Annotated in this window: 16 protein-coding genes; 8 read left to right on the top strand and 8 right to left on the bottom strand. The window is 66.0% G+C overall.

Going from position 1 to position 16,534, the window contains the following annotated elements; translation table 11 throughout:
- Positions 1 to 12 precede the first annotated feature (12 nt).
- The 3 genes from K7W42_RS16825 to K7W42_RS16815 form a co-directional block, all read right to left on the bottom strand.
- Positions 13 to 1,320: an extracellular solute-binding protein gene (locus K7W42_RS16825; RefSeq protein WP_224576005.1), complete on the bottom strand. Its 1,308-nt coding sequence runs from the start codon at positions 1,318 to 1,320 to the stop codon at positions 13 to 15.
- Between the two features lie 47 nt (positions 1,321 to 1,367).
- Positions 1,368 to 2,126 carry a DeoR/GlpR family DNA-binding transcription regulator gene (locus K7W42_RS16820; RefSeq protein WP_157459268.1) on the bottom strand — a complete coding sequence of 253 codons (759 nt, stop codon included), beginning with the start codon at positions 2,124 to 2,126 and terminating at the stop codon, positions 1,368 to 1,370.
- Positions 2,127 to 2,453: 327 nt separating this feature from the next.
- On the bottom strand, positions 2,454 to 2,795 hold the full coding sequence (locus K7W42_RS16815) for an FKBP-type peptidyl-prolyl cis-trans isomerase (RefSeq protein WP_157459267.1): 342 nt from the start codon (positions 2,793 to 2,795) through the stop codon (positions 2,454 to 2,456).
- 114 nt (positions 2,796 to 2,909) lie between these two features.
- Here K7W42_RS16815 and lepB point away from each other — a divergent pair, with 114 nt between their 5' ends.
- The 3 genes from lepB (at position 2,910) to K7W42_RS16800 (ending at position 4,923) form a co-directional block, all read left to right on the top strand.
- Positions 2,910 to 3,482, top strand: a complete 573-nt coding sequence (gene lepB / locus K7W42_RS16810) for a signal peptidase I (RefSeq protein WP_224576003.1) — start codon at positions 2,910 to 2,912, stop codon at positions 3,480 to 3,482.
- Positions 3,483 to 3,525: 43 nt separating this feature from the next.
- Positions 3,526 to 4,044 carry a hypothetical protein gene (locus tag K7W42_RS16805; protein ID WP_224576000.1) on the top strand — a complete coding sequence of 173 codons (519 nt, stop codon included), beginning with the start codon at positions 3,526 to 3,528 and terminating at the stop codon, positions 4,042 to 4,044.
- A gap of 168 nt (positions 4,045 to 4,212) precedes the next feature.
- On the top strand, positions 4,213 to 4,923 hold the full coding sequence (locus tag K7W42_RS16800) for a DUF2259 domain-containing protein (RefSeq protein ID WP_224575999.1): 711 nt from the start codon (positions 4,213 to 4,215) through the stop codon (positions 4,921 to 4,923).
- Positions 4,924 to 5,216: 293 nt separating this feature from the next.
- On the opposite strand, the gene K7W42_RS16795 is transcribed toward K7W42_RS16800, so the two are convergent.
- The 3 genes from K7W42_RS16795 to K7W42_RS16785 form a co-directional block, all read right to left on the bottom strand.
- Positions 5,217 to 6,851 (bottom strand): VOC family protein, encoded by a 1,635-nt coding sequence (locus K7W42_RS16795; RefSeq protein WP_224575998.1) that lies wholly within the window; start codon positions 6,849 to 6,851, stop codon positions 5,217 to 5,219.
- Between the two features lie 66 nt (positions 6,852 to 6,917).
- A complete protein-coding gene (locus K7W42_RS16790; protein WP_224575997.1) occupies positions 6,918 to 7,409 on the bottom strand; it encodes a MarR family winged helix-turn-helix transcriptional regulator in 492 nt (163 codons plus the stop codon).
- A gap of 117 nt (positions 7,410 to 7,526) precedes the next feature.
- Positions 7,527 to 8,804, bottom strand: coding sequence for an aspartate aminotransferase type Ic (locus K7W42_RS16785; RefSeq protein ID WP_224575996.1), 1,278 nt, complete (start codon positions 8,802 to 8,804; stop codon positions 7,527 to 7,529).
- A gap of 176 nt (positions 8,805 to 8,980) precedes the next feature.
- On the opposite strand from K7W42_RS16785, the gene K7W42_RS16780 reads away from it, so the two are divergent.
- Positions 8,981 to 9,529 carry a LabA-like NYN domain-containing protein gene (locus K7W42_RS16780; protein ID WP_157459263.1) on the top strand — a complete coding sequence of 183 codons (549 nt, stop codon included), beginning with the start codon at positions 8,981 to 8,983 and terminating at the stop codon, positions 9,527 to 9,529.
- A gap of 5 nt (positions 9,530 to 9,534) precedes the next feature.
- Positions 9,535 to 10,611 (top strand): tRNA preQ1(34) S-adenosylmethionine ribosyltransferase-isomerase QueA, encoded by a 1,077-nt coding sequence (queA, locus tag K7W42_RS16775; protein WP_224575995.1) that lies wholly within the window; start codon positions 9,535 to 9,537, stop codon positions 10,609 to 10,611.
- Positions 10,612 to 10,663: 52 nt separating this feature from the next.
- Here the strand turns inward: queA and K7W42_RS16770 are convergent, their stop codons facing one another.
- Entirely contained in the window at positions 10,664 to 11,629 is a 966-nt protein-coding gene (locus K7W42_RS16770; RefSeq protein ID WP_224575994.1) for a GNAT family N-acetyltransferase, read from the bottom strand.
- 325 nt (positions 11,630 to 11,954) lie between these two features.
- Between K7W42_RS16770 and K7W42_RS16765 the strand changes: the two genes are divergently transcribed.
- The 3 genes from K7W42_RS16765 (at position 11,955) to K7W42_RS16755 (ending at position 15,794) form a co-directional block, all read left to right on the top strand.
- Positions 11,955 to 14,018, top strand: coding sequence for a M3 family metallopeptidase (locus K7W42_RS16765; protein ID WP_224575993.1), 2,064 nt, complete (start codon positions 11,955 to 11,957; stop codon positions 14,016 to 14,018).
- A 107-nt stretch (positions 14,019 to 14,125) separates the two neighbouring features.
- Entirely contained in the window at positions 14,126 to 14,623 is a 498-nt protein-coding gene (locus tag K7W42_RS16760; protein ID WP_224575992.1) for a CAP domain-containing protein, read from the top strand.
- Positions 14,624 to 15,095: 472 nt separating this feature from the next.
- Positions 15,096 to 15,794: a CoA transferase subunit A gene (locus K7W42_RS16755; RefSeq protein ID WP_157459260.1), complete on the top strand. Its 699-nt coding sequence runs from the start codon at positions 15,096 to 15,098 to the stop codon at positions 15,792 to 15,794.
- A gap of 513 nt (positions 15,795 to 16,307) precedes the next feature.
- Here the strand turns inward: K7W42_RS16755 and K7W42_RS16750 are convergent.
- On the bottom strand, positions 16,308 to 16,534 hold a 227-nt coding region (locus K7W42_RS16750), incomplete at its 5' end, for a hypothetical protein (RefSeq protein ID WP_224575991.1).

Genomic DNA, 16,534 nt, shown 5'->3' with positions numbered 1-16,534 from the left:
CGCTCACCCGCTTTACCGAACGTCGTAGCCCTGTTTCTTGGCCTCGGCCAGCGTCTCGCGCTGCCAGGCGTCCAGAGCCTGGTCGGGCGTCAGGCGGCCCTTGAGCATCAGGTCCATCTGCTTATTAAAGTTGTCGTTGGCGTACGGGAACCACGGCGCCCACTGGAAGTTCACGTTCACGCCCCGGCTGGCGCGGGCATAGACCGTGCTGATGTCCTGGCCGCCAAAGAACTTGCTGGGGTTCTTGGTCTTGTCTTTCAGAACGGCCAGGTCCAGCCCTGCGTCGCTGGCGGGAAACAGGCCGCCGTTAATCCAGTTGTTCGAGATGGCGTTTTGCGAGAGGTTCAGCCACAGGCTAAACAGCATGGCGGCGTCCTTGTTCTTGCTCTGGGCAGTCACCACGTTCGAGCTGCCGCCCCAGTTGCCAGACTTGACGGCTGTGCCCGCCGTCCACTGCGGCAGGTTGGCCGCGCGCCACTGGCCGGCGCCCTTGTCCTTCAGGCTGCCCGCGTAGCCGCCCGGTCCCCAGGCCGCTTCCATGTTCGACACGACCTGGCCGGCCCCGGCCGCGTTCCAGTAGTCGCTGGTAAAGGCGTTCAGGGTGCCGACATGGCCTTTTTTAATCATGCCGTACCAGTAGTTCAGGACCTTCTTGGCCCCAGGGTTGTTGAGGGTCTGCACCCAGCGGTCGCCGTCGCGCTTGAAAAACTGCGCGCCGTCGGCCCAGGCCAGCGCCATGAACCACGGGGCAAAGGTGGCGTAGAAGTTGCCCATCTTCACCTTTCCGCCGCTCTTGGTGTAAACGGTGGCGGCGGCCTTTTCGTACTCGGCCCAGGTTTTGGGCGCGCTCAGGCCGTATTTTTTCATCAGGTCGTCGCGGTAGACCATCGCAAAGGGGCCGGTGTCCTGCGGAATGGCGAACACAGCCTTGCCGTCGGGGCTGACCTGGCCCCAGGTCCAGGGCACAAAGTATTTCTTGTAGTTGCCGGCGCCCAGCGTACTCAGGTCGGCCAGACCGCCCGTATCCACAAAGGCCGGCAGAAAGCCGTACTCAATCTGTGCCACGTCCGGGGCGCCGGTGCCGGCTTTCAGGGTGGTCAGCAGCTTGGTGTAGGTCTGAGGACCGCCGCCCAGGTTGGTCACCTTGACGTCAATGGTGGGGTAGGCCTTTTCAAAGGCCGTTACGGTCTTGTCCAGACCCGGCACCCACGACCAGACCTCCAGCGTCACCTTGCCAGCAGGCGCTTTGGGAAAGGCGGGGTCGGCGGCCAGGGCGGTGCCGGCCAGCAGGGCCAGGGTCGTCAGCAGAGCTTTTTTCATACATCCTCCAGGAGGTGAGTCGGGCGGGGGGTGAGGGGAACGAATGCTCAGACGAGGTGCAGATTGGGAATGGCCCGGTGCAGGGCTTCGGGTGGCTCGGGGCCACGCCGGTTGGTCACGAGGGCCGAGACGCGCCCGGTGGGCGCCACATGCGCGCGGCTGACCTGAAAGAGCTTGCTGTGGTCGGCCACCACGATGACCTCGCGGGCCTGCGCCACCATGACGCGCTTGACCTCGGCTTCCTCGTGGTTGGCGTTGGTGACGCCGTGTTCGGGATGAACGCCGTTGCAGCCCAGAAACAGGCGGTCGGCGTGAATGTGTTTCAGGACGTCCAGCGCGTAGGGGCTGACCAGCGAGTGTTGCAGGGGCCGCAGCGTGCCGCCTGTGACAATGACCCGCACGCCGCTGAGGCGCTCCAGTTCCAGGGCAATGTTCAGCCCGTTGGTCACGATGGTCACGCCCTGCAAGGTGGGGGAGAGCGCGCGGGCGACCTCGGTGGTGGTGCTGCCCACGTCCAGAAAGACCGTTTCACCGTCGCGCACCAGGGCGGCGGCGGCGCGGCCAATGCGGCGCTTGGCCGCCGTGTGTTCGTGGCGGGTCTGTTCCAGCGGGGACTCGCGCCGTACGTCCAGTGGCAGGCGCACGCTGCCGCGTGTGCGGCGCACCTGCCCGGCGTCGGCCAGCACCTTCAGGTCGCTGCGCACCGTGACCTCTGAAACGCCCAGGAGTTTCGAAAGTTCCGTAACTGGTAATTCTCCATGCTGTTGGACCAGCGATAAAATCTCGCTTCGGCGCGACTCAATCAAGGCAAACCCCTGAAAAGTAGATTTCGTTACTTACGAATCTTACGGTCAAATGAAAGCGGCCGTCAAGCACTGATGCTGGAAGCCCTTCCAAGAGGTTGGAGGACTGGGGAACAGTCAAGGCAGGCCAGCTGGTCTGAGACCACTGATGCAGTGGCCGAAAAATGCCCGTTCAGACGGATGTTGTGGAATAAGGACGGGGGCGGTTGCTCACTCGGGGGCCGGGGGTGTTTTCACGTTGTTGCAGGCCAGCTGCCTCTCTGGCTGCCCGCTGACCAGAAAAAAGCCGAAGAGCTTTCAGGCTCTCCGGCTGGGCTCAGGGGTTTTCTTTCAGCGTACGTCCACCAGTTCCACGTCGAACAGCAGGGTGGCGCCGCCAGGAATGACGCCGGGCACGCCTGCGTCGCCGTAACCCAGATGGGCCGGCACGGTCAGGCGGGCCTTGTCGCCAACCCGCAACTGCGCGATGCCCTGGTCCCAGCCCTGAATGACGTAGCCCACACCTAGCGGAAACTCGATGGGTTCGCCGCGGTCACGGCTGCTGTCAAACTTCTGGCCGTTTTCCAGGGTGCCGGTGTAGTGCACGCGCACCATCTTGCCCGCCTGTGCGGGTGTGCCCGTGCCTTCTTCGTACTTCTCGACCTTCAAGCCGCCTGTTGCGTCCGCCGTCATGCGGGTCAGGGTAACTGCTGGGCTGGCCAGCCGTCATCCCAGTGTCCCGCCTTCTGAAGTGACCATGAAGACATCAGGTGCCAGGACGGGGCGGGTGCGCTAGCCTGGGCAGCTGTGACGGCGCGCTCTTCCTCTTCGTCCTGGCGCGCGTGGGTGCTGGGCGGCCTGCTGCCGGTTTACCTGCTGACCACTTTTGGCCTGACGGTGGCGCGGGTAGACGGCGACTCGATGCAGCCCACCCTGACCAGTGGGGACGCCCTGCTGCTGCTGAAATACCCGCGCTGGCTGCGCGCCTGGGGCCTGGGCGGGCCGTACCCCCGGCGCGGTGACTTGGTGGTGTTCAAGGCGCCAGCTGATAGCGGCTACGCTTACGAGACGGCCTACGGCCTGCGCTGGCGCCCCTATAACATCAAGCGGGTGCTGGGACTGCCCGGCGATACGGTGGCGGTCGAGGACGGCCGGGTGGTGGTCAATGGCCGTGTGCTGGCCGAAAGCTACGCCAGCGAGGGGTTCGTGCAGGACCAGCCAGCGGCGCAGGTCCCCTCAGGCAAGCTGTGGGTCATGGGCGATAACCGCCGCCTGGGGGAGAGTCTGGACAGCCGCGCCTACGGGGTTGTGTCGCTGCGCGACGTGGCTGGCCCGGCCAACCTGCGGCTGTGGCCCGCGCCCGGTCTGCTGCCCCGCTGATCAGCTCCAGCCGCACTCACCTTCGGCTGCTACGGTGCCCAGCATGATGGTTGCCTCTGCTCAAGTCGCCCGCCGCCTGACCCTGTTGGCCCTGCTGACCGCCCCTGCCGCCCACGCCCTGGTGCCGCTGAACGAACCCAAACTGCCCTTTGCTGTCAGTCTGCCGAAAGGCTGGCTGGGGGCGGATTTTCAGGACGGTACGCTGGGGGTCAGTCTGGTCTCGGCCAAGGCGCCGCCCGCCACCATGATACGGCTCCTGTACACGCCAAAAAACGGCGCAGCTCCGACCCCAGCTGGCGAATTTCAGAAGTTCGAGGCTGGCATCAAGGGCACCGGGGCCACCCCCAAGCAAGTCAGCAGCCGCGTCATCGGGTACGGCGGGGTCAGCGGCGTGGAGCGGCAGTACACCGTGACCCATCCCCAGGGCCAGCTGAGCATGCGCGTGTGGTACGGCGTGGGCGCCAAGAACCTCTATTCCTTTCAGCTGACCGACAGCCCGGCGCGGTTTGCCCAGGCCAGCGCCCTGTTCAGCAAGGTGCTGGCGAGCGTGAAGTTCAAGTAAGGGGGCCGGAAGCCCTACCATTGGGGTCGCCCTGGTGTTACCTACCTGAATTCGGCGGTCTGTAGCACAGGCGAGAGGATGCCGAGAGGCTGGCCGTTTCATGAGGCTTGAGAGCAGGTCCTGAAAAGAAGGTGGCACTCTGCGGCCTGCCTGCGGTACGGTGCCCCCATGCGCCGACCTCTGATTGCCCTGCTCACCATCAGCGCGTTGTGGGCCAGTGCGGCCCAGGCGAATGAACGTCTGCCTGTCACGCACATTCAGTTTTCAGCCACAGGAGAGCGGGTGGCCACGGTGGTGAGCGGCGAGCGCGATGGCAGCGGCTTTGGCTACGCCGCCCTGAACGTGCTCTCTACGGGCAGTGGGCAGACCCTGGCCACCCGCATGAAGACCGGCGAAGACCAGTCAGCGCCGCAGGTGCGTCAGGCGCTGCTGAATGAGGCCGCAACCCAGACCCTGCTGCGCGGCGCCGGCCTGACGCTGGGGAAAGCCAGTGTGCCCCGCTACACCCGAGCGTATGCCACGCCTTACCCGCGTTGGCAGGATGGGCTGCGGCCCGGCGCCAGTCAGGTTACGCCGGTCAAGCTCTGGAGCCGCGCCGTGCCCGTCAGCTTGAAGGTGGTCCCGCTGCGCGCCCAGTCCTGCGCCTATCCCGACTTCATTTTCCCTGGCGAGCGCCCGGCTGGCTTCGAGTTGCGCATCAACGGCCAGCTCATCTACCAGGACACCCTGTCTTCGCCGGGGCGCAACTGCGCGGTGCGCTACAGCCTGGAACGGGTGGACGTGCAGGGTAACCGCGTGCTGGTCACGCTGCGCGCCTATTCGATGGGTTTCGAGGGCCCAGACGCAGTGGCCGTCTTCGTGGCCGCAACTCTGAAATAATGGTTGGGAAAGATTCGGTTTTATGGCTGGCTGCTGACGCTTTCGCCGTAGACCCTACAACCCTTAAGGGGTGATCCCAAGGCCGTTCTGGGGCAACCGTTCCCTCAGGCGGCGGAACAGCGTGGGTCTCGACCGATGAGGAGAGGACGCTTTCTCGCTCACTGAAAAGCGGATAACCTCCGACAAAGCAAGGAGATGGGTCTCCAACCCTTTCCAGGTCTGAGGTCCGAGGTAGCGCTCAGAAGCCATCGCGCTTGGCCTTTTATGTCCCCTTCCCGTCAGCACGCTTCGGCCTAGACCTGAGCCGCCACCTGCTGCATCAGGGCGCGGGCCGCGTTCAACTCGTCCGTATTGATGCTGTGGCCTAGGCCCGGAATGACCTGGGCGTCCACCGCCGCGCCGCGCGCGCGCAGGTGCTCGGCGCTGGCAGTAAAGCGGGCTAGGGGAATGTGCCCGTCGACCGGGTCTACCCCCATCACCACCGGCAGGCCCCGCAAGTCGCCCGTTTGGTCCAGCGTAATGAGGCCGCCGCTGAAGGCCACCACGCCGCCCAGCTTGGCCCCTGTGCGGCTGGCGTATTCCAGTGCCAGGCACGCCCCCTGGCTAAAGCCGGCCACCACCACCCGCTCTGGGGGAATGCCCTGCCCGGCCAGGTGCGCCATCAGGCCATCTACAGTCGCCAGCGCCTGATCCAGATGGGGCTGGTTCTGCGCGACGGGGGCCAGAAACGACAGGGGATACCAGGTGTTGCCCGGCGCCTGCGGGGCCAGGTAGGCAAAGGCGCTCAGATTCAGCTCGCGTTCCAGACTCAGGATGTCCTGCGCTGTGCCGCCCCGGCCGTGCAGCAGGAGGACCGCCACCCGCGCGTCGGCCACCGGGCGGCCAGCAGTCAGCACCTTGACGCTGGGCGTGATGGGCTCGGGCGCCGGGGCGGTGTCCAGGGTGCGCGTGCCCAGGTTCACGCTGTACTCCGGGCTGTGCAGACGCGGCAGCTGCGCTTCAATCTGTGGGCGCTGAGCTTCAAACCAGGCGGGCAGTTTCAGCGCGTGGCCCAGCGCCTCGACTGGCTCGTCGCTGGCAAAGCCGGGCGCGTCGGTGGCAATCTCGAACAGCACGCCATTCGGTTCGCGGAAATAGATGGAATGGAAATACTGGCGGTCCTGCACCGGGGTGGGTCGGTAGCCGGCGGCGCTCAGGGCGTCCAGGTACGCGGCCTGTTCGGCGTCGTCACGGGTGCGCAGCGCCACATGATGAACGCTGCCGGCGCCAAACTGCCCGCGTGCCAGCCCAGGGCGCTCGATCACATCCACATACAGCCCGACGCCCGCGCCGCTGCCCCGAAACCGGGTGCGGGGGCCGTCGGTGTCCTGCTCGATGCCCACCTCGGTCAGGCCCAGCTGGCCTACCAGGAGGTCGCGCACCGGGGCCACGTCGCGCACCCAGGCCGTCACCCCATGAAAGCCGCGCAGGGCAAAGTCGGCCGGCACAGGCGACTGCGGCCAGGGCTGCACCGGGGTGCCGTTCTCAAACACCAGTTCGGTCCAGGTGCCGTCGGGGTCGTCAAAAGTCAGGGTGGAGTGGCCAAAGCGGGTGCCCGCGCGCAGGTTCAGGCCTGCGTCGGCAAGCCGCGCCTCCCAGTAGGGCTGTGAAGAGGCGGGGGCGCTGTAGGCCACCGCCACCACCTCGCCGTGGCCGCGCACGCCCCGGCGCGCTCCCGGCCAGGGAAAATGCGTCATGATCGTGCCCGGCTGCCCAGTGTGGTCGCCGTAATACAGGTGATAGGTGCCGGGGTCGTCAAAGTTGACCGTCACCTTGACCAGCCGCTGCCCCAGCACCCTGGTGTAAAAATCCACGTTGCGCTGCGGGTCGCTCGCCATGATGGTGACGTGATGCAGGCCCTGAACCGGCGAGAGGTTAGACGTGGTCATGGCTCTATATTACTTAACATTAAACGATTTGGGAAGGTGCCGCTTGGCTGCCGCGTACGTTCCTCGTCAGCGGGTGGAGGCCAGCCCCCGACCCTCACGGCTACCCTGACCTTGCAGGGCCAGGCCCAGCTGCCGGGTCAGGCGGGTCAGCTGCGCCAGCTCCTCGGGGTTGAGGACGCCAAACACGGCCCGGATGCCTTCGACATGGGCCGGTAGGATGCGTTCAATCAATGCTTGCCCCTGCGGCGTCAGCGACACCCGCATGATGCGGCGGTCGGCGGGGTCGCGGTCCCGGCGCACCAGGCCGTCGCGTTCCAGATTGTCAATCACCATCGTCAGGTTGCCGCTGGAGCGCAAAATCTTGTCGGCCAGCTGGCGCTGGCTCAGCGGCCCCAGGTGATACAGGGCTTCAATGACGCCAAACTGGCTGACCGTCAGGCCGTGGTCGGCCAGGTGCCGGTTGGCGCTGACCTCGACGGCGTGGGACGCGCGCCACAGTTTGACGTAGGCGTCGAGCGCCGCGCGTTCGTCGGGAGAGCCAGCGTACCGGTTGGGCATGGGGCCTATCCTCCGGGTGGGTGTGCGTGAAGTCAAGACGAACGGACGGCGGCCAGCGCCAGAAAAAGGGGCGTCCAGCCTTGCGGAACGCCCCTGTTGTGTTGTAACCGATTGCGTTTAGCGCGCCCGGTGTTCCTCGGTCGCCAGGCGCACGCAGGTGGCCACGGCGCGCATGGCTTCGTAGACCTCGGCCACCGGAGGCCGGGTGGGGGCCAGGCGAATGTTGCGGTTGTGCGGGTCCTTGCCACCAGGATAGGTGGCGCCCGCCGGGGTTAGGCTGACGCCCGCCGCCTCGGCCAGAGCCACCACGCGGTCGGCCACCGGCTCGGCGGTGTCCAGGCTGATGAAATACCCGCCGCGTGGGCTGGTCCAGCGCGCGTAGCGGCCGTCCTGGCCCAGTTCCCCGGCCAGCACCTCGTCCACCGCGCGGAACTTCGGCGCAATCAGGGCGGCGTGCGCGGCCATCAGGCCGTCCAGCCCGCCGGGGTAGCCCTGCAAGAACTTGACGTGCCGCGCCTGCTCCAGCTTGTTGGGACCGATGCTCAGGGCATTGAGATACCCACTCAACCAGCGGATGTTGTCCTCACTGCTGCCCACGAAGCCCAGCCCCGCGCCCGCAAAGGTAACCTTGCTGGTGCTGGCAAACACAAAGGCGCGGTCGGGGTGCCCGGCGTCCCGGCACAGCGCCACCAGATTGACGGGCGTGTCCTGCTCGGCGGGGTCGGCCGAGAGGTGATGCACGCGGTAGGCGTCGTCGGCGAAGATGGTGAAATCGGGGGCCGCAGCGTTCAGGCCTGCCAGGTGCCGCGCTTTCTCAGCGCTGATGCTCTCGCCGCCGGGGTTGGAGTAGGTGGGCACGAACAGCACCCCCTTGACCGTGGGGTCGCCGGCCGCCAGGCGCTCGATGGCCGCCACGTCGGGGCCGTCGGGCTGCATGTCCACGGTCAGCAGCTCAAAACCCAGGGTCTGAAGCAGCAGAAAGTGGCGGTCATAGCCGGGGGTCGTGACGATCATCTTCGGGCGGCTCCCCACCCAGGGTTGGCCGCCGCGCAGGCCGTGGAGCAGGGCAAAAGTCAGCACGTAACTTTGCAGTTCCAGGCTGGCGTTGTTCCACACGACCATGTTTTCCGGTTTGAGGTCCAGGTACGCCCCAAACAGCGCCCGCGCCGAGGGCAGGCCCGCCACGCCGCCGGGGTAGTTGCGCAGGTCCAGGCCGTCCAGGTGGGTGTCTGCTGGCCCCAGCGCCACCAGCAGGTCGTTACTCAGGTCAAAGTCGGCGTCGGCGGGCTGACCGCGCTGCATGTTCAGTTTCAGGCCGCGCGCCTGCACGTCGGCGTAGGCCGCCTGGGCCTGAGCCAGAGCCGAAGAGGGGCCACTTTGCACGTCGCTCGTCATGCCTTCAGGGTAACGGCCCGGCCCACACGGCAGGTGGCCGGTGTCTACCACTGCTGTCTGCCCGCGCCCCTCGCCGGGTGTTACACTTCGGCGGGCCGCAGCGCCCTTTTTGGCTTTTGGCCCCTTTCACGTTGTCCCTTTTGCCCCTCCGCATCACCCCAACAGGAGACTGACCAATGCAGTACGTCGTTCACCGCCCCCGCGTGGGGGTCTTTATTGACACGCAAAACATCTACCACTCGGCGCGTGACCTGCTAGAGCGCACCGTCAACTTCGAGACCATCCTCAAATGCGCCACCGAAGGCCGCGAACTGGTTCACGCCATCAGCTACACCGTCGAGCGCGAGAATGAGGCCACCGCCCGGCCCTTTATCTACAAGCTCTCGGCGCTGGGTTACAAGGTGCGGCGCATGAACCTGACTCTGCACCACGTCACCGACGGCGGCAAGGCTATCTATGAGGGCAACTGGGACATGGGCATCGTGGCGGACATGGTGCGCCTGATGGACCACCTCGACATCATCGTGCTGGGCAGCGGCGACGGTGACTTTACCGACATCGTGGAGGTCCTTCAGGAGCGGGGCAAGCGCGTGGAGGTCATCGCCTTCCGCGAGCACACCGCGCAGAAGCTGGTGGACGCCGCCGACCGCTTTATCAACCTGCCGGACCTCGACGGCGCCCTGATGCCTGCCCGCGCCCCCAGAGGCGCCAAAGCCGAGGAGTAAGCCCGGTGTCTGCCGACGAGGTGCTCTCGCGCCTGCACTTTGAGTTGCCGGAAGACCGCATTGCCCAGACCGGCGCGCAGCCCCGCGACGCCAGCCGCCTGATGGTGGTTCGTGACGCCGTCACCCACCACGTCTTCCGCGACCTGCCCAGCCTGCTGCGGCCCGACGACCTGCTGGTCTTTAACGAGAGCCGCGTCATCCCCGCCCGCGTGATGGCCCGCAAGCCGGTGGACGCCGCCGGGTTTGGCGGCGGGCAGGTGGAGGTGCTGCTGCTGCGCGAGGAAGAGGCGAACCTCTGGAGCGCCTACCTGAAGCCTGCCCGCCGCGCCGGCCACGAACTGTGGCTGGGTGGCAGCGCCGCCGAAGGCGGGCACCGCGCCGAGGTGGTGGGCACGCTGGAGGACGGCGCGCGTCTGCTGCGCTTTGACCACGACATCAAACTCCACCTGGACGAGATTGGCCGCCTGCCACTGCCCCCGTACATTGCGGCTGGGGACAGTGACGACACCTGGCGCGAGCGCTACCAGACGGTGTACGCCCGCACACCGGGGAGTGTGGCAGCCCCGACTGCTGGGCTGCACTTCACGCCCGAGTTGCTGGCCCGCCTGGACGAGATGGGCGTGGAGCGCACCTTCGTGACGCTGCATGTGGGGGCTGGCACCTTCAAGCCCATTAGCGGGTCGGTGGCTGACCACGTCATGCACGCCGAACGCTACTCGGTTAGCCCAGAGGCAGCCCAGGCCATCAATGCGGCCCGCGCCCAGGGCCGGCGCGTGGTGGCGGTGGGCACCACCACCGTCCGCACCCTGGAAAGTGCCTGGAACGGTCAGGAGATGGCGGCGGGCGAGGGCGACACCCGCATCTTCATTACCCCAGGCACGCCCGTTTACGTCCCAGACCTGCTGCTGACCAATCTGCACCTCCCCGGCAGCACCCTGCTGCTGCTGGTGGCCGCCTTTGCCGGCGAGGACCGCATTCGCGCGGCTTACGGCGCAGCGCTAGAGCAGGGCTACCGCTTCTACTCGCTGGGGGACGCGATGCTGCTGGAAAACAGGCAGTGGAGAGTGGGGAGTGGGCAATAGGAGGTTAAGGCACTTCATAGGCCAAGCGTTGGCGCCGCTTCTCTTTTTCCACTTACAACTGCCCACTCCCCACTGCCCTTGTCAGCGTTATTACCGCCGCCTCCCGCACGCAGCCCAGCCGCTCATTAATCGCCAGCATGGGGCGGTTGACGGCGTGATTGCCGGTGCGCGAGTGGGTAAAGCCGCGTGCCAGGGCCGCGCGGGCCGCCGCCAGTTTGAGGGCCAGCCCCAGGCCGCGCCCGCGCCAGGGAGCCAGCACGCCTGTCAGGCCGTTGTGCAGGGTGCCGGGGCGCGCCGGAATGGTCTGCGCCAGCTGCGTCGTCCCGATCCACTGCCCGTCCGAGGCCAGAGCCACCATGAAGCCGCGCGGGTCGAGGTTGAGGGCCGCCATGCGCGTGCGCCACAGGTCATAGGGCCAGACCTGAATGGGCCGAGTGCTGGGCACCGCCGAGAGCAGCGCGTGAATCAGGGTGTAGTGGCGCTCTGGGTCGGCGTCCCAGCCCCCCAGGTCGCTCAGGGGTCGAATGGTCACGCCGCCCGACAGCGCGCGGGCTTCTTCGGCGGCGAAGGCCGCAAAGTCCAGCGTGCGCAGGTCCAGGGTGCTGAGCCACATGCGGTCAAATTCGGCCCAGCCGCGCGCCAGGAGAAACTCGCGCTCCCACCAGTCCTCCTGCACGCGGGTCACGGCGGTGTGGGCGCCGGCGCTGGCTACGGTAGAGAGGCCGTGCCTCAGGAGGGTGTTCGCCAGTGGCCCCTGGCCAGACGGGGTGGTCACGCTCACATCCAGCCAGCCGTCGTGATTGTCCAGTCGTGGCCGGCCGGTGGTCACGGCTCCCGCCAGGGTTCCATCTAAAAAGGCCCCCTCCTGCGTGTGGTGTTCGCTGGCCTCACGCCCAGCGGCCAGCCGCGCCAGGTCATCAGGCGTTACCGGGCTGTCTGGGTGCGCGGCGGTGCGGAAGGCGGCGTAGGCCCCGTCAGAAAGCGGCTGAAACTGCAGGGCGGCCAGGTCATTCGCCATACAGGAGGAAAGCATGCTGGCCCGGTGGCCGTCACCTCGCCAAGTGGCGTAAGGCCACTCCGCAAAAGGCGCCAGACCAGAAGGGAACCTGGTCCAGTCAGTTCTGCTGTGCCTGAGCCGGTCGCTTGTTCGAACCTACGACTCATGACCCCCAGGAAAGCGGTCGCTGACGAGTCCACTCGGCCAGACTTGGAGGGCCGGAGAGAAGACCAACGCCGGATTCAAGGTGCGCCGCAGGCCAGCCCCTGTCGCCTCCAGCTCCTCGTCTACGCTCCGCCATAAAGCCTACCGACTGGGCCGGACCCCCCGCCTATACTGGCCCCTGATGACACAAACCATGTCGGCTGCGACCGACGCGAGCAGCAATCCGCTGCTGAACGTCGGCTTCCGCATTCCCTTTGACCAGATTCGCCCCGACCATGCTGAGCTGGCCGTGGACGCCCTGCTGACCCAGGCGCGCGAGAAGCTAGACCACCTGGCCCGCGCGGGTGAGCGGGACTTTGCCGGTTTCATGGCGGACCTGGACACCCTGACCGAGCAACTGGACACCGCGCGCACCATCGTGGGCCACCTGGACGGCGTGGTCAGCAGCGACGAGTGGCACGCGGCCAAGATGGCGATTCTGCCCAAGGTCAGCGAGTTCTACACCAGCCTGACCCTCCATGAAGGGCTGTACGCAGCGCTGGCGGCCTTTGCCCAGACCGAGGCCGGCCGCACGCTGGACCCGGTGCGGGCCCGCCACCTGAAACTGACCCTTGAAGAGTTTCGCCGCGAGGGCGCCGAGTTGCAGGGCGAGGCCAGAGAGCGCCTGGGAGAGCTGAACACCCGCCTGGCCCAGGTGACCAGCGAGTACGGCAAGAACGTGCTGGACGCCACCGCCGCCTATGAGCTGTACGTGGGCCCCGAGCGCCTGAGCGGTCTGCCCCAGCGCGTGCTGGACGCCACGGCCCGCGACGCCGCCGAGAAGGGCAAAGAGGGCCAGCACCGCCTGACCCAACACGCGCCCACCCTGCTGCCTGTCCTGACCTACGCTGATGACCGCGAGCTGCGCCGCGAGCTGTGGCAGGCCAGTGGCACCCTGGGGGTGCAGGCGGGCCGCGATAACCGTCCGCTGATCCGCGAGATTCTGAAGCTGCGCCGGGAGAAAGCCCAGTTGCTGGGTTTCCGCGACTTTGCCGACTACGTGTTACAAGACCGCATGGCCGGGACAGGCGAGCGCGCCCTGGCTTTTGAGCGGGACCTGGAAGCCCGCACCCGCCCCGCCTTTGAGCAGGAGAAAGCAGACCTGAACGCCTTCTACCACGAGCAGATGGGTCAGGACGCCCCGGCCCTGGAAGCCTGGGACACCGCCTACTGGTCCGAAAAGGAGCAGCAGGCCAAATACAACTTCGACGAGGAGCAGCTGCGCCCTTACTTCCCCCTGGAGCAGGTGCTGTCGGGCCTCTTTGAAATCACCCGGCGCGTGTTTGGCGTGAGTGTCACGGAGGCCCAGGCGCCCGGTTGGCACCCCGAAGTGCGTTATTACGACATTCACGATGAGGCCGGGACCCATGTGGCCAGCTTCTACACCGACTGGTTCCCACGCGACAGCAAGCGCGCGGGTGCGTGGATGAACGCCTTTGTCACGGGTGGCCCGCGTGAAGATGGCGTGGCCCCCCACCTGGGACTGATGTGCGGCAACATGACGCCGCCCAGTGGTGACACGCCCGCCCTGCTGTCTATCCGCGAGGTCGAGACAGTGTTTCACGAGTTCGGTCACCTGCTGCACCACGCGCTCTCCCGTGTGGCAGTGAAGTCGCTGGCCGGCACGAATGTGGCCTGGGATTTTGTGGAGCTGCCCAGCCAGATTATGGAAAACTGGGTGATGGAGCGCGAGGCCCTGGACCTGTTTGCCCGCCATTACGAAACGGGCGAGCCGATTCCAGAAGAGCTGTTTGGCCGAATGGTCGCCGCACGCAACTACCGCGCCGCCGCCGCTGCGATGCGTCAGTATTCGTTTGGTCTGACGGACCTGGCGCTGCACGTTGAGTTTGACCCCGACAGTGACGCCGACCCCGTGCCTTACGCCCGTGACATCATGGCCCGTTTCTCGCACGCGCCGCTGCCCGAGGACTACGCCATGATTGCCTCCTTCGGTCACCTGTTCAGTAGCCCGGTCGGCTATGGCGCTGGCTACTACTCGTACAAGTGGGCCGAGGTGCTGGACGCCGACGCTTTCAGCCGCTTCGCCAAAGAGGGCATCTTTAACCGCGAGACGGGCCGCGCTTTTGTGGACAGCGTGTTGAGCCGGGGCAACAGCGCTGACCCGGCAGAGCTGTACCGCGAGTTCATGGGCCGTGACCCAGACGCCGACGCCCTGCTGCGCCGCAGCGGCCTGCTGCCCGCGTAAGACAGGCTTTAACTGGGGCCGCCAGGTGAATGCCTGGCGGCCCCGTTCTCATACATGGGAAGTTTTTCTCATGCGACCCCAGAATGCTGGGTTAAGATTCGTTCACAATGCCCAAACGCACCTCCCAGCGGACGCTGGGCGTTCTGGCGGCCCTCGTGTCGCTGGGACTGCCCGCTGCGGCCCAGTCCAGTGCCGAGAGCCAGCTTGTGGCGCGTCTCAATGACGTGCGGGGCCAGGGGGTCAGCTGTCCGGGCAGCGGCAAGCGGCCGGTGGCTGGTCGCCTGACCTACACGCCCGAACTGGCCGCCGCCGCCCGCGTGCAGGCCGGATACATGAGCAGCACCGGGCGCATCAGCCACACCGGGGCTGGGGGAAGCACGCCGCGCGTCCGGGCCGCCAGCACTGGGGTCAATGCGATCAGCGTGACCGAAATCATCTTCATGGGCGGCGGGGTCAGCCCCGAAAGTGCGATTCGTTGGTGGCTGAATTCTGCCGTGCACTGCTTCTGGATGAACGAGGCGCGCTACACCAATGTCGGCGCGGCGGTGGTGCAGGGATCACGCGGCACCGCCTACGTGATGGTCCTGAGCAGCCAGCCCCGGTAATAAGAGGCAGGCCCGAGGCAGAGGCGATTCAGCTCTCTGCCTCGGTGTGTTTGCACAACCGTTGAATTGGTGGGGCCTAACAGCGGGTGCTGTTGCAGAGATGATGGGAAGGCGCCCCTACCAAGGCTGCTCTCTCGTCGCAGCCCTTTGCTCTGCTTGCCCAGAGTTGCTAAGGACTCAACCTCTAAGTGGCTCTGGGTTCTATTTTTAGAGAGCGGCGCTGCACAGTACGCAAGCTCAGGCATGTGTAGAGACCTTGGGCCAGTACTGAGGGCTCTACGACTGTCTGCGCAGAGCTCTCTCAAACCTCCGAGGGAAAAGTCGCGTGCTCGTAGGCGACGCGCCAGACTTCGGAGAGTCGCCGCTGGCCTCTGCCTCGCAAGCTCCGAGAACAGTCTTCTTTAGGCTCGGTGCCTCCTGCCTCTACCAACCAAACGTCCGTTAGGGTTTGTCGCTTACACTGGGGCCTAGCATGAACAAGGTCTATCCCGACGCCAGGGCGGCGCTTGCCGACCTCGTGACAGATGGTCAGACAGTCGCCGTGGGCGGCTTCGGTCTGTGTGGCATTCCTGAGCAGCTGATTCTGGCGCTACGCGACAGCGGCGCGCGCGACCTGACGGCCGTCAGCAACAACGCGGGCGTAGACGGCTGGGGCCTGGGCCTGCTGCTTGAAACCCGCCAGATTCGCAAGATGATTTCCAGTTACGTGGGCGAGAACAAGGAATTCGAGCGGCAGTATCTGGCCGGCGAACTGGAACTGGAATTCACGCCTCAGGGCACCCTGGCCGAGCGGATGCGCGCGGGTGGCGCCGGGATTCCCGGCTTCTACACCAAGACGGGCGTGGGTACGGTGGTGGCCGAAGGTAAAGAGCACAAGGACTTTGACGGCCAGACCTACATTCTGGAACGCGGCATCGTGGCGGATGTCGCTCTGGTCAAGGCCTGGAAGGCTGACCGGGCGGGCAATCTCGTGTACCGCAAGACGGCACGCAACTTTAACCCGGTGGCCGCCACCTGCGGCCGGGTGACGGTGGCCGAGGTCGAGGAATTGGTCGAGGTCGGCGCCCTGGATCCCGATGAAGTGGATACCCCCGGCATTTTTGTGCAGCGCGTGGTCCTGAATGCCACGCCCGAAAAACGCATTGAGCAGCGCACGGTGCGCGCCGGGTAGAGCAGAGGTTGGGTGGGGCGGCGCGCTTTACGCAATCCAGAGAGGGAGAAGCTCTCAAGCTCTGAATGAAATGAGTGACCAGAACCGGCGTGAGTTGCTGGTCGCCCCAGGGTAGAGACTTGGCTAACAGTGTCAGGCGCGGCCGCCTCCTCTATGCCAGACAAGGCTGCTGACTCCTGATAAAGGCTTTCCTCTGCAGAGCTTCGAGGTCCGCCTCTCAATCCCGTAGAAAGCGCAGGCCATCTTCCACTTCCTGAATGCACACGCGCTGCGCCCCTGGGTAGGCCGACCAGCGTTCCTGGCGGGGCGCGTTCGTGTCGGCTGCCCAGCTCCCCGTCGTTACCTTCTGCTGGCCTGCCAGAAAGTTGACGCTGAGTGCGTCGTACAGGCCGCTGTTCCGGGCCTGGGTTGTGCGGTCATAACCTATGACCCGAAAACAACCGTCCTGAAAGCGCGCCGTGAACTGCCCTGAGCTTTCGGTCCACGAACCTGCGCTGAAAAACTCAGTCAGCCTCAGTGTGAAGCCTCCGGGTCGCAGGTCAGTCCAGCCAGTGGGTCGTCCATCGTGGCGACTTCGCAGCGCGGAATCACACGACTTTGAAAGGCGAGGCGAGAGCTGCCGCCACGCTGCCCAAACGCGGCCATCAGCAGGCGCGAGTTGGTGTTGAGCGGCCAGGCGTCCAGCGCAAAGTCTTGCGGCTTAGGCAGAATATTTTGGGGGCTATTCATGTACAGGACTA

The sequence above is a fragment of the Deinococcus betulae genome, from assembly GCF_020166395.1.
Classification (GTDB): Bacteria; Deinococcota; Deinococci; order Deinococcales; family Deinococcaceae; genus Deinococcus; species Deinococcus betulae.
The sequence above is the reverse complement of the archived record's forward strand: the minus strand, read 5'-3'. Positions and strand labels throughout refer to the sequence as shown.

Excerpts from the sequence above, each read along its gene's own strand:
- K7W42_RS16780 (WP_157459263.1), top strand. The coding sequence starts at position 8,981 with ATGCAGTACGTCGTTCACCGCCCCCGCGTGGGGGTCTTTATTGACACG.
- K7W42_RS16805 (WP_224576000.1), top strand. The coding sequence starts at position 3,526 with ATGATGGTTGCCTCTGCTCAAGTCGCCCGCCGCCTGACCCTGTTGGCC.
- K7W42_RS16825 (WP_224576005.1), bottom strand. The coding sequence starts at position 1,320 with ATGAAAAAAGCTCTGCTGACGACCCTGGCCCTGCTGGCCGGCACCGCC.
- K7W42_RS16770 (WP_224575994.1), bottom strand. The coding sequence starts at position 11,629 with ATGGCGAATGACCTGGCCGCCCTGCAGTTTCAGCCGCTTTCTGACGGG.
- K7W42_RS16785 (WP_224575996.1), bottom strand. The coding sequence starts at position 8,804 with ATGACGAGCGACGTGCAAAGTGGCCCCTCTTCGGCTCTGGCTCAGGCC.
- K7W42_RS16795 (WP_224575998.1), bottom strand. The coding sequence starts at position 6,851 with ATGACCACGTCTAACCTCTCGCCGGTTCAGGGCCTGCATCACGTCACC.
- K7W42_RS16800 (WP_224575999.1), top strand. The coding sequence starts at position 4,213 with ATGCGCCGACCTCTGATTGCCCTGCTCACCATCAGCGCGTTGTGGGCC.
- K7W42_RS16815 (WP_157459267.1), bottom strand. The coding sequence starts at position 2,795 with ATGACGGCGGACGCAACAGGCGGCTTGAAGGTCGAGAAGTACGAAGAA.
- K7W42_RS16755 (WP_157459260.1), top strand. The coding sequence starts at position 15,096 with ATGAACAAGGTCTATCCCGACGCCAGGGCGGCGCTTGCCGACCTCGTG.
- K7W42_RS16760 (WP_224575992.1), top strand. The coding sequence starts at position 14,126 with ATGCCCAAACGCACCTCCCAGCGGACGCTGGGCGTTCTGGCGGCCCTC.
- K7W42_RS16765 (WP_224575993.1), top strand. The coding sequence starts at position 11,955 with ATGACACAAACCATGTCGGCTGCGACCGACGCGAGCAGCAATCCGCTG.
- K7W42_RS16790 (WP_224575997.1), bottom strand. The coding sequence starts at position 7,409 with ATGCCCAACCGGTACGCTGGCTCTCCCGACGAACGCGCGGCGCTCGAC.